Origin of the sequence: Ruegeria sp. B32 (genome assembly GCF_025141855.1) — a bacterium.
GTDB lineage: Bacteria > Pseudomonadota > Alphaproteobacteria > Rhodobacterales > Rhodobacteraceae > Ruegeria > Ruegeria arenilitoris.
On the sequence record NZ_CP081106.1, the window covers coordinates 687,799 to 703,140 of the forward strand.

The following is a 15,342-nucleotide window of genomic DNA, read 5'->3' on the forward strand; positions in this document are numbered from 1 at the left end:
ATCCGAAGTATATCACCGCTCGACTCGCACGGAGAGCATCCATGACCAAAGACATCAGTGAACGGCTGGCCCGACTGACCCCTGAGATCCAAGCGATGATGGGCGTCTATGCGCTGTACTGGAAACTGGAAGAGAGTTTCGGCTGCATCGATACCGATCTCAGCCATCAGGAATGCCACATGTTGATCAAGTTGGATCAGCCCAAGCGGATGGGAGTGTTGGCAGCCGACATGCTGACCGTGCCGTCGACCATCACGGCCACCGCCGATGCGCTTGAGGCGGCCGGTTATCTGACCCGTCAGCAGGATCCCGATGATCGCCGTGCGTGGTTGCTGGTGCTGACCGATAAAGGTGCCGAAGCCCGCAACATGCTGGTCACCACCGCCGGTGAGCTGTTTCACCGTGCCTCCGGGTTGGATGACGAGGAAACCGCTCAATTTGCCCGGCTTGCCCGCAAGATCCGGGACAACATTCTGAAAACGGGAATACCCGAGGGATTGACGAAATGAAGCTGCTGACTTCGCTGGGCCTTGCCCTTGCCGTACTGGCCGCACCGCTTGCGGCGCAAGACGACACCAAGCCTGTGAAACTTATGGTGGTGCATGAGACCGCTCCCGGATTTTCACGCCAGTTCTTCGGGCGCGTGGCCGCGCGGCAGACTGTCGATCTGGCGTTTCAGGTCGCCGGACAGATCGTGGAACTTCCCGTCAACGAAGGGTTCCAGGTGCCCAAGGGCAGCCTGATTGCAAAGCTGGACCAAGAGCCGTTCGAACTGGCACTGGAACGTGCGCGTCTTCAGAAGGATCAGGCTGACCGCACCGTGGCCCGCCTGTCGCGCCTGCGGGGGACGACTGCAAGTCAGGTCGCTGTCGATGACGCTGAAACCGCCGCCCAACTGGCCGCGATCGCGGTACGTGACGCCGAGTACAACCTCGAGCACACGACCCTGACCGCGCCGTTCGATGCGCTGGTATCGCGGCGTGAGGTCGAGAACTTCACCACCGTGGCCGCAGGAACGCCGATCGTCCGGATCCACGATCTGTCCGAATTGAGGATCGAGGTCGATGTGCCCGAAATCCTGTTCCAGAGGACCAGCCAGGAAGATGGCATTTCGATCACGGCAAAATTCCCCGCAAGTGACGAGGTCTTCCCGTTGGAAATCCGCGAATTCGACGCCGAAACTTCGAGCGTCGGCCAGACGTTCCGGATTCAGTTCGGCCTCACGCCGCCGGAAGACTTGCGGGTGCTGCCCGGATCATCGGTAACCGTCAATGTCCAGGTCGATGACAAACGCACTGGCATCATCGTTCCTCCGACCGCGATTGTCGCCGACGCCGAGGGCAATCTGGGCGTCATGGTCTTTTCGCCGGTCGGTGCGGATGCCGGCACCGTACGGCGTGTTCCCGTGACCATCGAACCAACCCAGACAGGAGACGTCCGGGTTCTGACCGGATTGTCGGACGGCGACGAAATCGTGGTGGCCGGCGGGTCCGTTCTAACCGATGGGCAGACCGTGCGCCGCTTTGCCGGCTTTGCGAACTGAAGGGGGCGATGATGAATATCGCACGCGCCTCGATCGACAGGCCGATCTATACGTGGCTGGTGATCCTGATCGCCTTGCTGGGTGGGATCTGGGGATTTTCGTCGCTCGGGCGGCTCGAAGATCCGGCCTTTACCATCAAGAACGCCGTAGTGTTGACCACGTATCCCGGTGCGACGGCTGAACAGGTGGCCGAGGAGGTCTCGGAGCCTTTGGAATCTGCCATCCAGCAGATGGGCGAGGTCGATGTCATCACCTCGGTCAACCGTCCCGGTCAATCGCTGATCGAAGTCGAGATCAAGTCCACCTACGATGGCAGCGAATTGCCGGATATCTGGACCCGACTCCGCGCCAAGGTCCGGGATGCGGCCCGTGGATTGCCGTCCGGTGTCAGCCAGCCCTATGTGAATGACGGGTTCGGTGACGTGTTCGGTCTTTTCTATGCGGTCACCGCGGACGGGTTCAGCGACGCCGAAAAGCACGAATTGTCGACCTTCTTGCGGCGCGAGTTGCTGACCGTTGAGGGCGTTGCGGACGTTGAAGTGCAGGGCTTGCCGGACGAAGCCATTTTCATCGAGCCGGACCTGGCCATTTCGGTCAACCAGAATGTGCCGTTGCAGTCGATCAACGAAGCAATCGCGAACGCCAATTCGGTTCAGTCGTCAGGGACGCTTCGGTCAGACGACGATCGCACCACGATCCTGACGGCGGATGGATCGGACAGCGTGTCCGAGATCGCAGGGCTGTCGGTTGGCTCTCAGGGGCAAGTGATCAACCTCTTTGACATGGCCGATGTCTACCGGGCCCGCCAGACCGATCCTGACATCATGATCCGGTTCAACGGCGTCGAAGCCTTCACCCTGGGTATTGCCGGCCTATCGACGGAAAACATCGTGGAGGTCGGAAAGCGCGTCGACGCCAAGCTGGCCGAACTGGATGTGGAAATTCCCGCGGGCGTCGATGTATTGCCGATCTACCAGCAGCACGTCGTGGTCGAGCAGGCTTCGAATGATTTTCTAGTGAACCTGGCCATGTCGGTTGCCATCGTGGTGGCGGTGCTTGGAATATTCATGGGTTGGCGCGCGGCGGTCGTTGTGGGCTCGACCCTTTTGTTGACCGTTGTCGGGACCCTGCTGTTCATGGCGCTGTTTTCCATCGAGATGGAGCGCATTTCGCTGGGCGCGCTGATCATTGCTATGGGGATGCTGGTCGACAATGCCATCGTGGTGGCCGAGGGGATGCAGATCTCCATGCTCAAGGGAAAAAATTCGCGCGATGCTGCCGACGAGGCCGCGTCCAAGACCCAGATCCCCCTTCTGGGGGCCACGGTCATTGGAATCATGGCCTTTGCTGGGATTGGGCTCAGCCCGGATGCGACGGGCGAATTCCTGTTCTCATTGTTTGCGGTGATCGCGATCTCGTTGCTGCTGAGCTGGGTGCTGGCCATCACAGCAACACCGTTGTTGGGGCATTATTTCTTCAAACAGGGCAAGGACGTGGATGTCGACGCTTATAGCGGCATCCTGTTCCGAACCTACGGGGCGATCCTGCGCTGGGCATTGCGGTTCCGGTGGCTGGTAGTGGCCGGTTTGGTCGGGATCACCGTGGTCTGCTATGCCGGCTTCGCGATGGTGAAACAGCAGTTTTTCCCGGACTCCAACACGCCGCTGTTCTTTGTTCACTACAAGCTGCCGCAGGGGACACCGATCGCGCGGACGAGTGCCGATATGCAAGTCTTCGAAGACTGGCTGGCCCAGCGGGATGATGTCGTCTCGGTCACCACGTTTGTGGGGCAGGGCGCGACGCGGTTCATGTTGACCTATTCGGCCGAGAAGCCCAACCCAAGCTATGGGCATATGATCATCCGGACCGAAACGCTCGAGGACATTCCCGTCCTGCGTGCTGATCTGGAGGCCTTTGGTGAAACCCAATTCCCCGAAGGCGAATTCCGGACCAAGCGTCTGGTGTTCGGCCCCGGCGGCGGTACCCCGATCGAGGCGCGGTTCTCGGGCAGCGATCCGGTCGTCCTGCGGCAACTGGCCGACGAGGCGGTGCGGCGCATGTCGGCTGCATCGCCAAATGCGCTGGACGTGCATCACGACTGGCGTGAAATGGAATTGGCGGTCCAGCCGATCTATGCCACTGAGCGTGCGCAGACGGCCGGTGTCACCCGCGAAGACATCGCCGCCACCCTGCAATTCTCGACAGACGGCATCACCGGCGGCGTGTTCCGCGAGAGGGACCGCCTGATCCCGATTATCCTGCGTCGCCCGGCGGACGGAGAATACTCGATCGTGGATCAAGTGGTGTACTCGGACCAGTCACAGAAATTCGTGCCGATCGAGCAGATGGTGGACGGGTTCCAGTACAAAGCGCTCAATACACTGGTGCATCGGCGCGATCGCGTTCTGACCGTCACGGTGGGCGCAGACATCCCGGCCGGCCTGACCGCGGCACAGGTTCATTCCGAGATTCGCGATGCGATCGAGGACATGGAACTGCCGCTGGGCTACAAGCTGGAATGGGGCGGCGAGTTCGAGGATTCCGGCAAAGCGCAAGCCAGCCTTGGCAAACAGTTGCCGCTGAGCCTTTTGATCATGGTTCTGATCTCGGTACTGCTGTTCAACGCGATCCGGCAACCGGTCATCATCTGGCTGCTGGTGCCGATGTCCGTGAACGGCGTGGTGATCGGGCTGCTGGGCACGGGCCTGCCATTTACCTTCACCGCGCTTCTCGGGCTTCTCAGCCTGTCGGGGATGCTGATCAAGAACGGTATTGTTCTGGTCGAAGAAATCGACCTTGTCCGCGCCACGGGCAAGCCTCTGCGCGAAGCGATCATCGAAGCCTCGGTCTCGCGTCTGCGCCCGGTCATGCTGGCGGCGATCACCACGATCCTGGGGATGGCGCCGTTGCTGACCGACGCGTTCTTCGTGTCGATGGCAGTGACGATCATGGGTGGTCTGGCTTTCGCGACGATCCTGACCATGATCGCCGCGCCGGTGTTCTACATGCTTTTCTTCTCTCGGGAAGAACAGCGCAGGCTGGCGGCGCAGACTGCATGATCTAACGAAAAAAAGCCCCGGCGAACGGCCGGGGCTTTTTGCTTGTCCGCTGCGGGCTTCAACCCTGTAGCGATTTGACCTCTACATCCCCTTCAGCCTGTGCCTTGATGGCCAGCGCGGCGGCGTGGCTGGCCGCGGCCGTGGTGTAGTAGGGGATCTTGTCATAGAGCGCGATCGAGCGGATGGCCTTGCTGTCCTCAACTGCCTGCGCGCCTTCGGTGGTGTTCATGACCAACTGGACCTGACCGTCCTTCAGCATGTCCACCACATCGGGGCGGCCCTCGTAGACCTTGTTGACCACATCACAGGGCACGCCCTTGGACTCCAGCCATGTCTGTGTTCCGCGGGTGGCCACCAGCGAGAATCCCTGCTCGACCAGAACCTGCGCAGCCTCGATCATCGCCGGACCCTTGTCGGCATCCTTGATCGAGATGAAAGCCCGTCCCTTGGACGGCAGCACCATGCCCGCGCCCATCTGCGCCTTGAGGAAGGCGCGGGGGAAGTCGCGGTCCCAGCCCATGACCTCGCCGGTCGAGCGCATCTCGGGGCCGAGGATGGTATCGACGCCGGGGAAGCGGGCGAAGGGCAGCACCGCCTCTTTCACCGAGAACCAGGGCATGTCCGGGTCGGCCAGGGTCATCTGGTCGGCGATCTTGGTGTCCTGACCTTCCTTGTAGGGCGGGCGCTGCGGGAAGTTCGACAGCGGCTCGCCCGCCATCACCCGCGCAGCGATCGAGGCAATGGCGCTGTCAGTCGCCTTGGCCACGAAGGGCACGGTGCGGCTGGCGCGCGGGTTGACCTCGATCAGGTAGATCTCGTCATCCTTGATCGCGAACTGCACATTCATCAGGCCGACCACGTTCAGTGCCTTGGCCAGCTTGTAGGTCTGGTCCTTGATCTCGGCGATGATCTCTTTCGACAGCGAATAGGGCGGCAGCGAACAGGCCGAGTCGCCCGAGTGCACGCCGGCCTCTTCGATATGCTGCATGATGCCGGCCACATGGACATCCTTGCCGTCGCACAGCGCGTCCACGTCCAGTTCGACCGCCCCGGCCAAGTAGCTGTCCAGCAGCACCGGGCTGTCGCCCGAGACCACCACGGCCTCGTTGATGTAGCGCTTCAGCTGATCCATGTCGCGCACGATCTCCATCGCGCGGCCGCCCAGCACGTAGGACGGGCGGATCACCAGCGGGAACCCGATCTCTTCTGCAATCTCAAGCGCTTGCGCGTCGGTCGAAGCGATGCCGTTCTTGGGTTGTTTCAGGCCCAGATCGTTGACCAGTGCCTGGAACCGTTCGCGGTCTTCGGCCAGGTCGATCGCGTCGGGCGTGGTGCCCAAGATCGGAATGCCTTCGGCCTCGAGCGCATTGGCCAGCTTCAGCGGGGTCTGACCACCGAACTGAACGATCACGCCGTGTAGGGTGCCGTTCTGCTGCTCGGTCCGCAGGATCTCCATCACATGCTCGAAGGTCAGCGGCTCGAAATACAGCCGGTCCGAGGTGTCATAGTCGGTCGAAACGGTCTCGGGGTTGCAGTTGACCATGATGGTTTCATAGCCCGCGTCGGTCAGCGCGAAACAGGCGTGACAGCAGCAATAGTCGAACTCGATCCCCTGGCCGATCCGGTTGGGGCCGCCGCCCAGAATGACGACCTTCTTGCGGTCGCTAGGGCGCGCCTCGCATTCTACCTCGCCCATCGTTGGGGCCTCGTAGGTCGAGTACATGTAGGGCGTCTGCGCCTCGAACTCGGCGGCGCAGGTGTCGATCCGCTTGAACACGGCGGTGACGCCCAGATTGTGGCGGGCGCGGCGCACGTTGGCCTCGTCGCGGCCGGCCAGATTGCCCAGACGCGCGTCGGTAAAGCCCAGCATCTTGAGCCGGCGCAGGCCGTCCTCGGTCATCGGCAGGCCGTCCTTGCGGACGGTGCGTTCCGCGTCGATGATCTCGCGGATACGGGCCAGGAACCACGGGTCGAACTTGGTGACGGCAAAAATTTCGTCGTCGGTCAGACCGTGGCGCATCGCCTGCGCGATGGTGCGCAAACGGTCGGGTGTCTGCTTACTGATGGCCTTGATGACATGTGCCTTGTCGTCGCTGCTTTCGACCGCATCCCATGGGCCGATGCTGAGGCCCGGAATTTCAACTTCGTCAAACCCGGTCAGGCCCGATTCCATCGAAGCCAGCGCCTTTTGCATCGATTCGTGGATGGTACGACCGATCGACATCGCCTCGCCCACCGATTTCATCGCGGTGGTCAGGTAGGGCTCGGATCCGGGGAATTTCTCGAAAGCGAATTTCGGAATCTTGGTGACGACATAGTCGATGGTCGGTTCGAAAGACGCAGGCGTGACCTTGGTGATGTCATTGTCCAACTCGTCCAGCGTGTAGCCCACCGCCAGCTTGGCGGCGATCTTGGCGATCGGGAAGCCTGTCGCCTTCGATGCCAGCGCCGACGAGCGCGACACACGCGGGTTCATCTCGATCACGACCATGCGGCCGTCTGCCGGGTTGATCGCCCATTGCACGTTCGACCCGCCCGTTTCGACCCCGATCTCGCGCAGAACGGCGATCGAGCCGTTGCGCATGATCTGGTATTCCTTGTCGGTCAGCGTCAGCGCCGGGGCCACGGTGATCGAGTCGCCGGTATGTACGCCCATCGGATCGACGTTCTCGATCGAGCAGACGATGATCGCGTTGTCGGCAGTGTCGCGCACCACCTCCATTTCATATTCTTTCCAGCCCAGAAGGCTTTCGTCGACGAGGATCTGGTTCACCGGCGAGGCATCCATGCCCGAGCGGCAAAAGTGGATGTAATCCTCACGGTTGTAAGCCACACCGCCGCCGGTGCCACCCAAGGTAAAGGCCGGGCGGATGATCGCGGGCAAGCCGATGCTTTCCAGCTCGTCCAGGGCCATTTGCACGCCGGCATCCAGATCGGCAGAACCGTCGGCTTTTTTGGGGGCGGTGACGATGGTGGCCTTGGGGTTTTCAAGACCCAGGCGGTCCATCGCCTCACGGAACAGCTTGCGGTCTTCGGCCATTTCGATGGCCTCGCGCTTGGCGCCGATCATCTCGACGCCGAATTTTTCCAGCACGCCCATCTCCTCCAGCGCCAAGGAGGTGTTCAGGCCGGTCTGACCTCCCATCGTGGGCAGCAGGGCGTCAGGGCGTTCCTTTTCGATGATCTTGGCGACGACCTCGGGCGTGATCGGTTCGATGTAGGTGGCGTCGGCCAGTTCGGGGTCGGTCATGATCGTGGCGGGGTTCGAGTTCACCAGGATGACCCGATACCCTTCCTCGCGCAGGGCCTTGCAGGCCTGGGCGCCGGAATAGTCGAACTCGCAGGCTTGCCCGATGACAATGGGCCCCGCCCCGATGATCATGATCGACTGGATGTCGGTTCTCTTCGGCATGGCCTGGCCCCTTCGATTTTGCACGAGTCGCGGGCGCCGCCCATGCGCCCAAATTGTCGTGCGTTATAGGGACCCGGGCAAAAGGTGCAAGGGGGATCGGAAACGGAAGCGAAATTGCCGCTTTCCCCCCTTTCCCTTGGCACCGTATTCTCTATATGCCGCTGAACGGCAGATGAGGAAGCAATTGCGCATTCGTTTCGATCAGGGACCCGCCGGTCCGGGCACCGGTTTCGACCGGCCCGCCCAGGTGATCCGCGCCGACCGGGCGGAGCAGGTGCCCCAGGCATTGGCGGCGCTGGATGACGCGCGCGCGCAGGGCGGCTGGCTGGCCGGATATGCCAGCTACGAGCTTGGCTATGCGCTTGAGCCCAAGCTGGCCGCAAGGCTGCCCGCGACCCGTCGATTGCCGCTATTGTGCTTTGGGGTGTTCGACGGCCCGAGCGTGCAGGACCTGCCGTTCGGAGCGGCCGGGCTGACTGCGTTCCAGCCGCGTTGGAGCGAGGCGCGCTATGCCGAAGCCTTCCGCGCCGTGCATGATGCGATCGGGGCCGGGGACATCTATCAGGCCAACCTGACCTTTCCCATCGACCTGGAAACCGAGGGCGACAGCGCCGCGCTCTATGCCGCGCTGACCGCCGGGCAGCCGGTCGGCCATGGCGCGCTGGTGCAGCAGGACGGGCTGCCCGACTTGCTCAGCCGTTCGCCCGAGCTGTTCTTCCGCACCGATGCCGGCGGGATGATCGAGACCCGACCGATGAAGGGTACCCAGCCGCGCAGCGCCGATCTGGCCGAGGACGCGCGGCGGCGGGATTTCCTGTCCTCGGATGAAAAGAACCGGGCCGAGAACCTGATGATCGTGGACCTGCTGCGCAATGACATCAGTCGCGTGGCGCTGCCGGGAACCGTTCAGGTGCCCGAGCTGTTCAAGGTCGAGACCTACGCCACCGTGCATCAGATGGTGTCGTTGGTGCAGGCGCGGCTGCAGGTGGGGGCGGGACTGTCCGACATCCTGACGGCGCTGTTTCCCTGTGGATCGATTACCGGGGCGCCCAAGATCCGTGCGATGGAGATTCTGTCGGATCTAGAGCCCTGGCCGCGCGACATCTACTGCGGCACCATCGGCTGGGCCGCCCCGGACGGGCGGTCGGAGTTCAACGTCGCGATCCGCACCTTGATGGTCGAGGGCAATCAGGCCACGTTGAACGTCGGCGGAGGTGTCGTCTGGGACAGCACCGCCGCGTCGGAATATGAGGAAGCGCTATGGAAAGCCCGGTTCGCGCACCAACTGAGCCTGATTTCCGCCTGATCGAAACCTTTGCGTTTCGGCCCGGGCAGGGGGTCGTGCGGCTGGAGCGCCACCTGCGGCGCATGGCGCGGACAGCGGACTGGCTGGGTGTTCAGTTCGACCTGCAGCGCGTGGGCGAGGTGGTGGCCGGCCTGTCCGGCGCGGACCCGCTGCGGTGCCGGTTGACTCTGGACGTGACCGGCAAGCCCGAGGTCACCACGGGGCCTCTGGCAGACAACCCGCCGGGCTGGTCGGTGGGCATCGCCACGCCGCGGTTGACGTCCTCGGATTTCTGGCTGCGCCACAAGACCACCCGCCGCGCGATCTATAATCAGGCGCGGGCGGAATTGCCCGACGGCGTGGACGAGCTGTTGTTCCTGAACGAACGGGATGAACTGTGCGAGGGCACCATCACCAACCTGTTCGTCGAAACTGAAGACGGGCGCCTTCTGACACCTCCGGTTGCCGCGGGCCTGCTGCCGGGCATCCTGCGTGAGGAGTTGCTCGAAACCGGACGCGCGGCCGAGGCAGTCTTGACCCTGCATGACCTGGCAGCCGCGCACCGGGTCTGGATGGGCAATTCCTTGCGCGGTTTGATCCCGGCCGAGGTGAGGCTGCCATGAGCGACCGCAGCTCTGCGCGTGGATTGCAGGTATCGAACCTGCGCCTGAAGGCTGAATTCGTGGCGTTCTATGTCGCGGTCCCCTTGCTGATCGCGGTTCTGTTTCCACCCGACTGGATGTTTCCGGCCCTGTTCTTCTTCACCGCTGTCGGGATCGCCCTGCTGCACCGCACCCCGGGCTTTTCCTGGGCCGAGCTGCGCTATGGCTGGCGCAACTGGCGCTGGGTCGAGGTGATCGGGTTCTCTCTGGCAATGGCGGCAATTTGTTCGGCCCTGGTGATGGCTACGCGCCCCGATGCGGCCCTTTTTCTGCTTCTGAACCGGCCCGAATTTCTGGCCGTGATCTGGCTGGGCTATCCGCTGCTGTCGGCGCTGCCGCAAGAGCTGCTGTTCCGCACACTGTTCTATCGCCGCTATCACGCGATCCTGCCTAACGGCGCGGCCTTGCCGTTGCTGAACGCCGGGCTGTTCGCCTTTGCCCACCTGATGTATTGGAGCTGGATCGTCACCGTGATGACATTCGCGGGCGGGCTGCTGTTTTCTTGGGCCTACCGCAAGCGTGGGTCGTTCTTCTATGCGGTGCTGCTGCACGCGATTGCGGGCAACATCATCTTCGCCGCCGGGCTTGGCGTGTTCTTCTATTCCGGCAACGTGCAGCGCCCGTTCTAACGGCTCTACTCGGCGGCATCGCGCATGTCCTGATCGGGCTGATACAGATAGTCCCGCGTCAACGGCACCGCGTCGCGGCGATGGCCCAGCTGCAGTTGGAACACGGTCTGGTCGCGCTCTTCGAACACTAGGATGCAGGCGGTCAGATAGAACCGCCACATGCGGATGAATCGGTCGTCATACATCGCGCGCACCTGATCCAGATTGCTCTCGAACCGGTCGCGCCAGGCGCGCAGCGTCAGGGCATAATGCAGCCGCAGGCTTTCGACATCCAGAAACCACAAGCCGGTGCGCGCCACGGGTTTGACGATTTCTTCGAGCGACGGGACATAGCCGCCCGGGAAGATGTACTTGTTCAGCCAGGGCGACTGGCCGGTGGGCGGCCCGTTGCGGCCGATGGAATGGATCAACGCCACGCCGTCGGGCTTCAACAGGGCTGCGACCCGGTCGAAATAGGTGCGCAGCTGTGGCGCGCCCACATGCTCCAGCATCCCGACCGAGACGATCCGGTCGAACTGATCCTGCATCTGCCGGTAGTCCATCAGCCGAATTTCGATGCGGTCGGTCAGCCCGGCCTGCTGCACCCGCGCGGTCGCGGTGCGGTGCTGGTTCTGCGACAGGGTCAGCCCGGTCACCTTCACGCCGTGGTCACGCGCCAGCGTCAGGGCCAGACCGCCCCAGCCGCAGCCGATGTCCAGCACGCGCATTCCGGGTTCCAGGCACAGCTTGCGCGCGATATGCGCCTTTTTGGCGGCTTGCGCCTGTTCCAAAGTCATCCAGGGCTGCTGGAAATAGGCGCAGCTGTACTGCATGTCGGGGTCCAGCATCAGCCGGTAGAAGTCGTCGGACAGGTCATAGTGATGCGCAACATTGCGCCGCGCCGAGCGGACCGAGTTGCGTTGCAGGATCGGTCTCAGCAGATACCCGGCCCAGTCCTGGATCTGCTGCAGCAGGGGCAATGACCCGCTGGCCGCGCATCGAATCGCGATCCGCATGGCACTGTCCAGGCCCCCCTCATCGACGGTCAGGGTGCCGTTCATGTAGCCCTCACCAAAAGCCATCTCGGGATTGCGCACCAAGCGCGCCATCAATGCGGGGTCATGCAGGGTGATATGCGCCTCGGGCTGCGTGGCGTCGCCATAGGTGCGCGCCGCCCCGTCAGGATAGGTGATCCGCAGAGTTCCGCGGGTGATGAAACCCCGCAATACGCGATCCAAAACAGCTTGCCACATCGGCCGAACATCTCCTTGCTCAAGGGGCCTGGCTCCCGCGTGCCGGGAAAACTATTCGAGTTCACCTGTCCAAAAGATAGCGATTTTTTCGAATTTGTCTGCATTCCGGGCTCCGATGGAGGCGCATCGTGCTCCAACCCTTGACTTCCCGACCCGATCGCGGTGTATCGGCGCGACGAATTCAGCGCCCGAAGGGATATCATCCATGCACGCCTATCGCAGCCACACCTGCGCCGATCTGACCGCCGCCAATGTCGGTGAAACCGTCCGCCTGTCGGGTTGGGTTCATCGGGTGCGAGATCACGGCGGCGTGCTGTTCATCGACCTGCGCGACCACTATGGCGTGACCCAGGTTCTGTGCGACGGCGACAGTGCTGCGTTCAGCGCGTTGGAGAAAGTGCGCTCGGAATGGTGCATCCGCATCGACGGCACGGTCAAGGCGCGCGATCCCGAGTTGGTGAACCCCAAGCTTCCCACCGGCGAGATCGAGGTCTATGTCCGCGAACTGGAAGTGCTGGGCGCGGCCGAGGAGCTGCCGCTGATGGTGTTCGGCGATCAGGAATACCCCGAGGAAACCCGCCTGCGCTATCGCTACCTGGACCTGCGCCGCGAGGCGATGCAGCGCAATATGGCGCTGCGCTCGGACGTGGTGGCAAGCATGCGCCGCCGCATGTGGGATCAGGGCTTCCGCGAATATCAGACGCCGATCATCACCGCCTCCAGCCCTGAGGGCGCGCGCGACTTCCTGGTGCCCTCGCGCCTGCATCCGGGCAAGTTCTATGCGTTGCCGCAGGCGCCGCAGCAGTTCAAGCAGCTGATCATGGTGTCGGGCTTCGACAAGTATTTCCAGATCGCGCCCTGCTTCCGTGACGAGGACCCGCGCGCCGACCGATCGCCCACGGATTTCTACCAGCTCGACCTCGAGATGTCCTTCGTAACCCAGCAGGACGTGTTCGACACGATCCAGCCAGTTCTGACGGGAATCTTCGAAGAATTCGGCGGTGGCCGGAAGGTTGATCAGGAATGGCCGCAGATTTCCTACAAAGACGCGGCGCTGTGGTATGGCACCGACAAGCCCGATCTGCGCAACCCGATCAAGATGCAGGTGGTGTCTGAACACTTCCGCGGGTCCGGTTTCGCGATCTTCGCCAAGCTGCTGGAACAGGAAGGCACCGAGATCCGCGCGATCCCCGCGCCGGGTGGCGGCAGCCGCAAGTTCTGCGACCGCATGAACGCCTTTGCCCAGAAAGAAGGTCTGCCCGGCATGGGCTATATCTTCTGGCGCGATCAGGGTGAGGGGATGGAAGCGGCCGGCCCGTTGGCCAAGAACATCGGCCCCGAACGCACCGAGGCAATTCGCCAGCAGCTGGGCCTTGGGGTCGGTGACGCGGCGTTCTTCTTGGGTGGTAAGCCCAAAGCCTTTGAAAAAGTCGCCGGCAAGGCGCGCGATGTTATCGGCGAGGAGCTGGGCCTGACCGACAAGGACCGGTTCGCCTTTGCCTGGATCGTGGATTTCCCGATCTACGAGAAGGACGAGGAAACCGGCGAGATCGATTTCGAACACAACCCGTTCTCGATGCCGCAGGGTGGCATGGAGGCGCTGCAGGGCGACCCGCTTGAGGTCAAGGGCTATCAGTACGACCTGGCTTGCAACGGTTACGAGCTGGTGTCGGGCGCGATCCGGAACCACAAGCCCGAGATCATGCTCAAGGCGTTCGAACTTGCCGGCTACGGCGAGGACGAGGTCAAAAGTCGCTTTGGCGCGCTGTTCAACGCGTTCCACTATGGAGCTCCGCCGCACGGGGGTTGCGCCGCCGGTATCGACCGGATCGTCATGCTGCTTGCGGACGAGGCCAACATCCGCGAGGTCATGATGTTCCCGATGAACCAGCGCGCCGAAGATCTGATGATGCAAGCGCCGTCGGACCCGACTTCGGATCAGCTGATGGAACTGGGCCTGCGGGTCATCCCTCAGGAATGAGCCAAGGACCGTACCCAGAGTGTGAAAAACCTTTGGGTGCGGTCGAAACTACGGCGACCGCGCGAAACGATCGTTCCGTCAAGCACTTCAGTGCTTATCGGTGCCCGCGTTTTCCAAGTGGCTAAAATCCCTTGAACTTGAAATCAGTCCAGCCAGTTCGGCTGTTTTTCGCGGTTGGCGCGAATGGTCCGTGCGGATCTGCGGGTGTGCCAATACCACCAAGCGCAGAGCATGGCTGTTGTCACGAAATAGGCCAGTGTCATTCAGATCGCCTTTCGTCTTTCAAGACGGCTTTGGACAAGACCGGCAACGCGCGCAGCCAAAGCTGTTACCGGAGCGCCCTTGGCGCGCGAGGATGCGAGGTCACGAGCTGCTTGTTCCAGAACCGTATCCTCGGCATCTCGGGCAACACCGCGCAGGAATTGCGCGGCATAGTCCAGCGTGCGTGAATCCGCAGGCCCGGTCAGAACATCTGCGATATGCGCCATGTCATCCTGATAAGCCAGCGGATCGGGGCAGATCTGTTCGTCTTTGACGGATTGGAGCGAACCCGGACGGCGGTCTTCGGGGAGGTTCTCCAGGATGGCCCTTTGGAAGCTGATCAGCGAATTCAACGGTTTCGCCAGAAAACCATCGGCTCCGGCTTGCAAGGCAAGCGTTTCGGCGCAGTCGTCGCCGGACATACCAAGGATGACGCTGATACGTGGGGAAACCGCGTTCAGTTCCGCGATCAGGTCTGCGCCAGAGCCGTCCGGCAGGCCCATGTCAACCACGATCACCGACGGGCGAAAGATCTGAAGGTGCCTGCGCGCCGACCTCAAGCAATCGGCCCGGCGAATGCGGGCGCCGCTGTGCAGGCACATCAGTCGCATCGCATCGCAGGCATAACGACTGTCCTCGACAACCAGAATGGTCTGACCCAGCAAAGGCCGGGTGGCGCTGGGGGCGACGGCGGATGGGGCGAACGGCACCGAATCGTCCATGGCAGAACTCCTTTCAGCAGATGCCTCACGCTAGGAACTCCTGGCTAACACAGGGTTAACGCGCGTTTTGGCGCACTTGCCCTTTGACAGGGCAGCCCCCATAAACGCTGCAACGCAGAACAGAGGAGACCGCCATGATTGGCCGCCTAAACCATGTCGCCATCGCCGTGCCCGACCTCGAGGCCGCATCCGCCCAATACCGCAACGCGCTGGGCGCCAAGGTTGGTGAACCTCAGGATGAACCGGACCATGGCGTTACGGTTGTCTTCATCGAACTGCCCAATACCAAGATCGAGCTACTGTACCCGCTGGGCGACGACAGCCCGATCAACGGCTTCCTGGAAAAGAACCCGGCGGGTGGCATCCACCATGTCTGTTATGAGGTCGAAGACATCATCGCCGCACGGGATCACCTGAAGGCGACCGGTGCCCGCGTTCTGGGAACCGGAGAACCCAAAATCGGCGCGCACGGCAAGCCCGTGCTGTTTCTGCACCCCAAGGACTTCAACGGGTGCCTTGTGGAGCTGGAGCAAGTCTGAGCCGGGCTGAGGAGGCG

The 15,342-nt window shown here is 62.4% G+C and carries 11 protein-coding genes; 8 read left to right on the forward strand and 3 right to left on the reverse strand.

The features are described 5' to 3' along the window. The first annotated feature begins 41 nt into the window (after window positions 1–41). From K3752_RS03630 to K3752_RS03640, 3 genes are read left to right on the forward strand one after another with little or no spacing between them, the layout of a single operon-like run. The gene (locus tag K3752_RS03630; protein ID WP_093964681.1) at window positions 42–509 is read left to right on the forward strand and encodes a MarR family winged helix-turn-helix transcriptional regulator; all 468 of its coding nucleotides are present in this window, start codon (window positions 42–44) and stop codon (window positions 507–509) included. Beyond that, entirely contained in the window at window positions 506–1,543 is a 1,038-nt protein-coding gene (locus K3752_RS03635; protein WP_260065029.1) for an efflux RND transporter periplasmic adaptor subunit, read from the forward strand. Before K3752_RS03630 ends, K3752_RS03635 begins: the two co-directional genes overlap by 4 nt. Window positions 1,544–1,554: 11 nt before the next feature. Next, window positions 1,555–4,602 carry an efflux RND transporter permease subunit gene (locus tag K3752_RS03640; RefSeq protein ID WP_260065031.1) on the forward strand — a complete coding sequence of 1,016 codons (3,048 nt, stop codon included), beginning with the start codon at window positions 1,555–1,557 and terminating at the stop codon, window positions 4,600–4,602. Between the two features lie 58 nt (window positions 4,603–4,660). Here K3752_RS03640 and carB read toward each other — a convergent pair whose 3' ends face one another. Next, window positions 4,661–8,014 carry a carbamoyl-phosphate synthase large subunit gene (carB, locus tag K3752_RS03645; RefSeq protein ID WP_260065033.1) on the reverse strand — a complete coding sequence of 1,118 codons (3,354 nt, stop codon included), beginning with the start codon at window positions 8,012–8,014 and terminating at the stop codon, window positions 4,661–4,663. 172 nt (window positions 8,015–8,186) lie between these two features. On the opposite strand from carB, the gene K3752_RS03650 reads away from it, so the two are divergent. From K3752_RS03650 to K3752_RS03660, 3 genes are read left to right on the forward strand one after another with little or no spacing between them, the layout of a single operon-like run. After that, a complete protein-coding gene (locus tag K3752_RS03650) occupies window positions 8,187–9,320 on the forward strand; it encodes an aminodeoxychorismate synthase component I (protein WP_260065035.1) in 1,134 nt (377 codons plus the stop codon). Continuing rightward, entirely contained in the window at window positions 9,275–9,922 is a 648-nt protein-coding gene (locus K3752_RS03655) for an aminotransferase class IV family protein (RefSeq protein WP_170420285.1), read from the forward strand. Before K3752_RS03650 ends, K3752_RS03655 begins: the two co-directional genes overlap by 46 nt. Beyond that, window positions 9,919–10,590, forward strand: coding sequence for a CPBP family intramembrane glutamic endopeptidase (locus tag K3752_RS03660; RefSeq protein WP_170420286.1), 672 nt, complete (start codon window positions 9,919–9,921; stop codon window positions 10,588–10,590). The genes K3752_RS03655 and K3752_RS03660 overlap by 4 nt, the downstream gene beginning before the upstream one ends. A gap of 5 nt (window positions 10,591–10,595) precedes the next feature. Here K3752_RS03660 and K3752_RS03665 read toward each other — a convergent pair whose 3' ends face one another. Continuing rightward, the gene (locus tag K3752_RS03665) at window positions 10,596–11,822 is read right to left on the reverse strand and encodes a cyclopropane-fatty-acyl-phospholipid synthase family protein (RefSeq protein ID WP_260065039.1); all 1,227 of its coding nucleotides are present in this window, start codon (window positions 11,820–11,822) and stop codon (window positions 10,596–10,598) included. A 205-nt stretch (window positions 11,823–12,027) separates the two neighbouring features. On the opposite strand from K3752_RS03665, the gene aspS reads away from it, so the two are divergent. Continuing rightward, window positions 12,028–13,803: an aspartate--tRNA ligase gene (gene aspS, locus K3752_RS03670; RefSeq protein WP_170364775.1), complete on the forward strand. Its 1,776-nt coding sequence runs from the start codon at window positions 12,028–12,030 to the stop codon at window positions 13,801–13,803. Between the two features lie 263 nt (window positions 13,804–14,066). Here aspS and K3752_RS03675 read toward each other — a convergent pair whose 3' ends face one another. After that, on the reverse strand, window positions 14,067–14,786 hold the full coding sequence (locus K3752_RS03675; protein ID WP_260065041.1) for a response regulator: 720 nt from the start codon (window positions 14,784–14,786) through the stop codon (window positions 14,067–14,069). Window positions 14,787–14,920: 134 nt separating this feature from the next. Between K3752_RS03675 and mce the strand changes: the two genes are divergently transcribed. Further along, on the forward strand, window positions 14,921–15,325 hold the full coding sequence (gene mce, locus K3752_RS03680; RefSeq protein WP_093964690.1) for a methylmalonyl-CoA epimerase: 405 nt from the start codon (window positions 14,921–14,923) through the stop codon (window positions 15,323–15,325). Window positions 15,326–15,342 lie beyond the last annotated feature (17 nt).

What these genes read in the sequence shown, in the direction of transcription:
- aspS (WP_170364775.1), top strand. Translation starts at nt 12,028, where the DNA reads ATGCACGCCTATCGCAGCCACACCTGCGCCGATCTGACCGCCGCCAAT.
- mce (WP_093964690.1), top strand. Translation starts at nt 14,921, where the DNA reads ATGATTGGCCGCCTAAACCATGTCGCCATCGCCGTGCCCGACCTCGAG.
- K3752_RS03655 (WP_170420285.1), top strand. Translation starts at nt 9,275, where the DNA reads ATGGAAAGCCCGGTTCGCGCACCAACTGAGCCTGATTTCCGCCTGATC.
- K3752_RS03640 (WP_260065031.1), top strand. Translation starts at nt 1,555, where the DNA reads ATGAATATCGCACGCGCCTCGATCGACAGGCCGATCTATACGTGGCTG.
- K3752_RS03650 (WP_260065035.1), top strand. Translation starts at nt 8,187, where the DNA reads ATGAGGAAGCAATTGCGCATTCGTTTCGATCAGGGACCCGCCGGTCCG.
- K3752_RS03630 (WP_093964681.1), top strand. Translation starts at nt 42, where the DNA reads ATGACCAAAGACATCAGTGAACGGCTGGCCCGACTGACCCCTGAGATC.
- K3752_RS03635 (WP_260065029.1), top strand. Translation starts at nt 506, where the DNA reads ATGAAGCTGCTGACTTCGCTGGGCCTTGCCCTTGCCGTACTGGCCGCA.
- K3752_RS03675 (WP_260065041.1), bottom strand. Translation starts at nt 14,786, where the DNA reads ATGGACGATTCGGTGCCGTTCGCCCCATCCGCCGTCGCCCCCAGCGCC.
- carB (WP_260065033.1), bottom strand. Translation starts at nt 8,014, where the DNA reads ATGCCGAAGAGAACCGACATCCAGTCGATCATGATCATCGGGGCGGGG.
- K3752_RS03660 (WP_170420286.1), top strand. Translation starts at nt 9,919, where the DNA reads ATGAGCGACCGCAGCTCTGCGCGTGGATTGCAGGTATCGAACCTGCGC.
- K3752_RS03665 (WP_260065039.1), bottom strand. Translation starts at nt 11,822, where the DNA reads ATGTGGCAAGCTGTTTTGGATCGCGTATTGCGGGGTTTCATCACCCGC.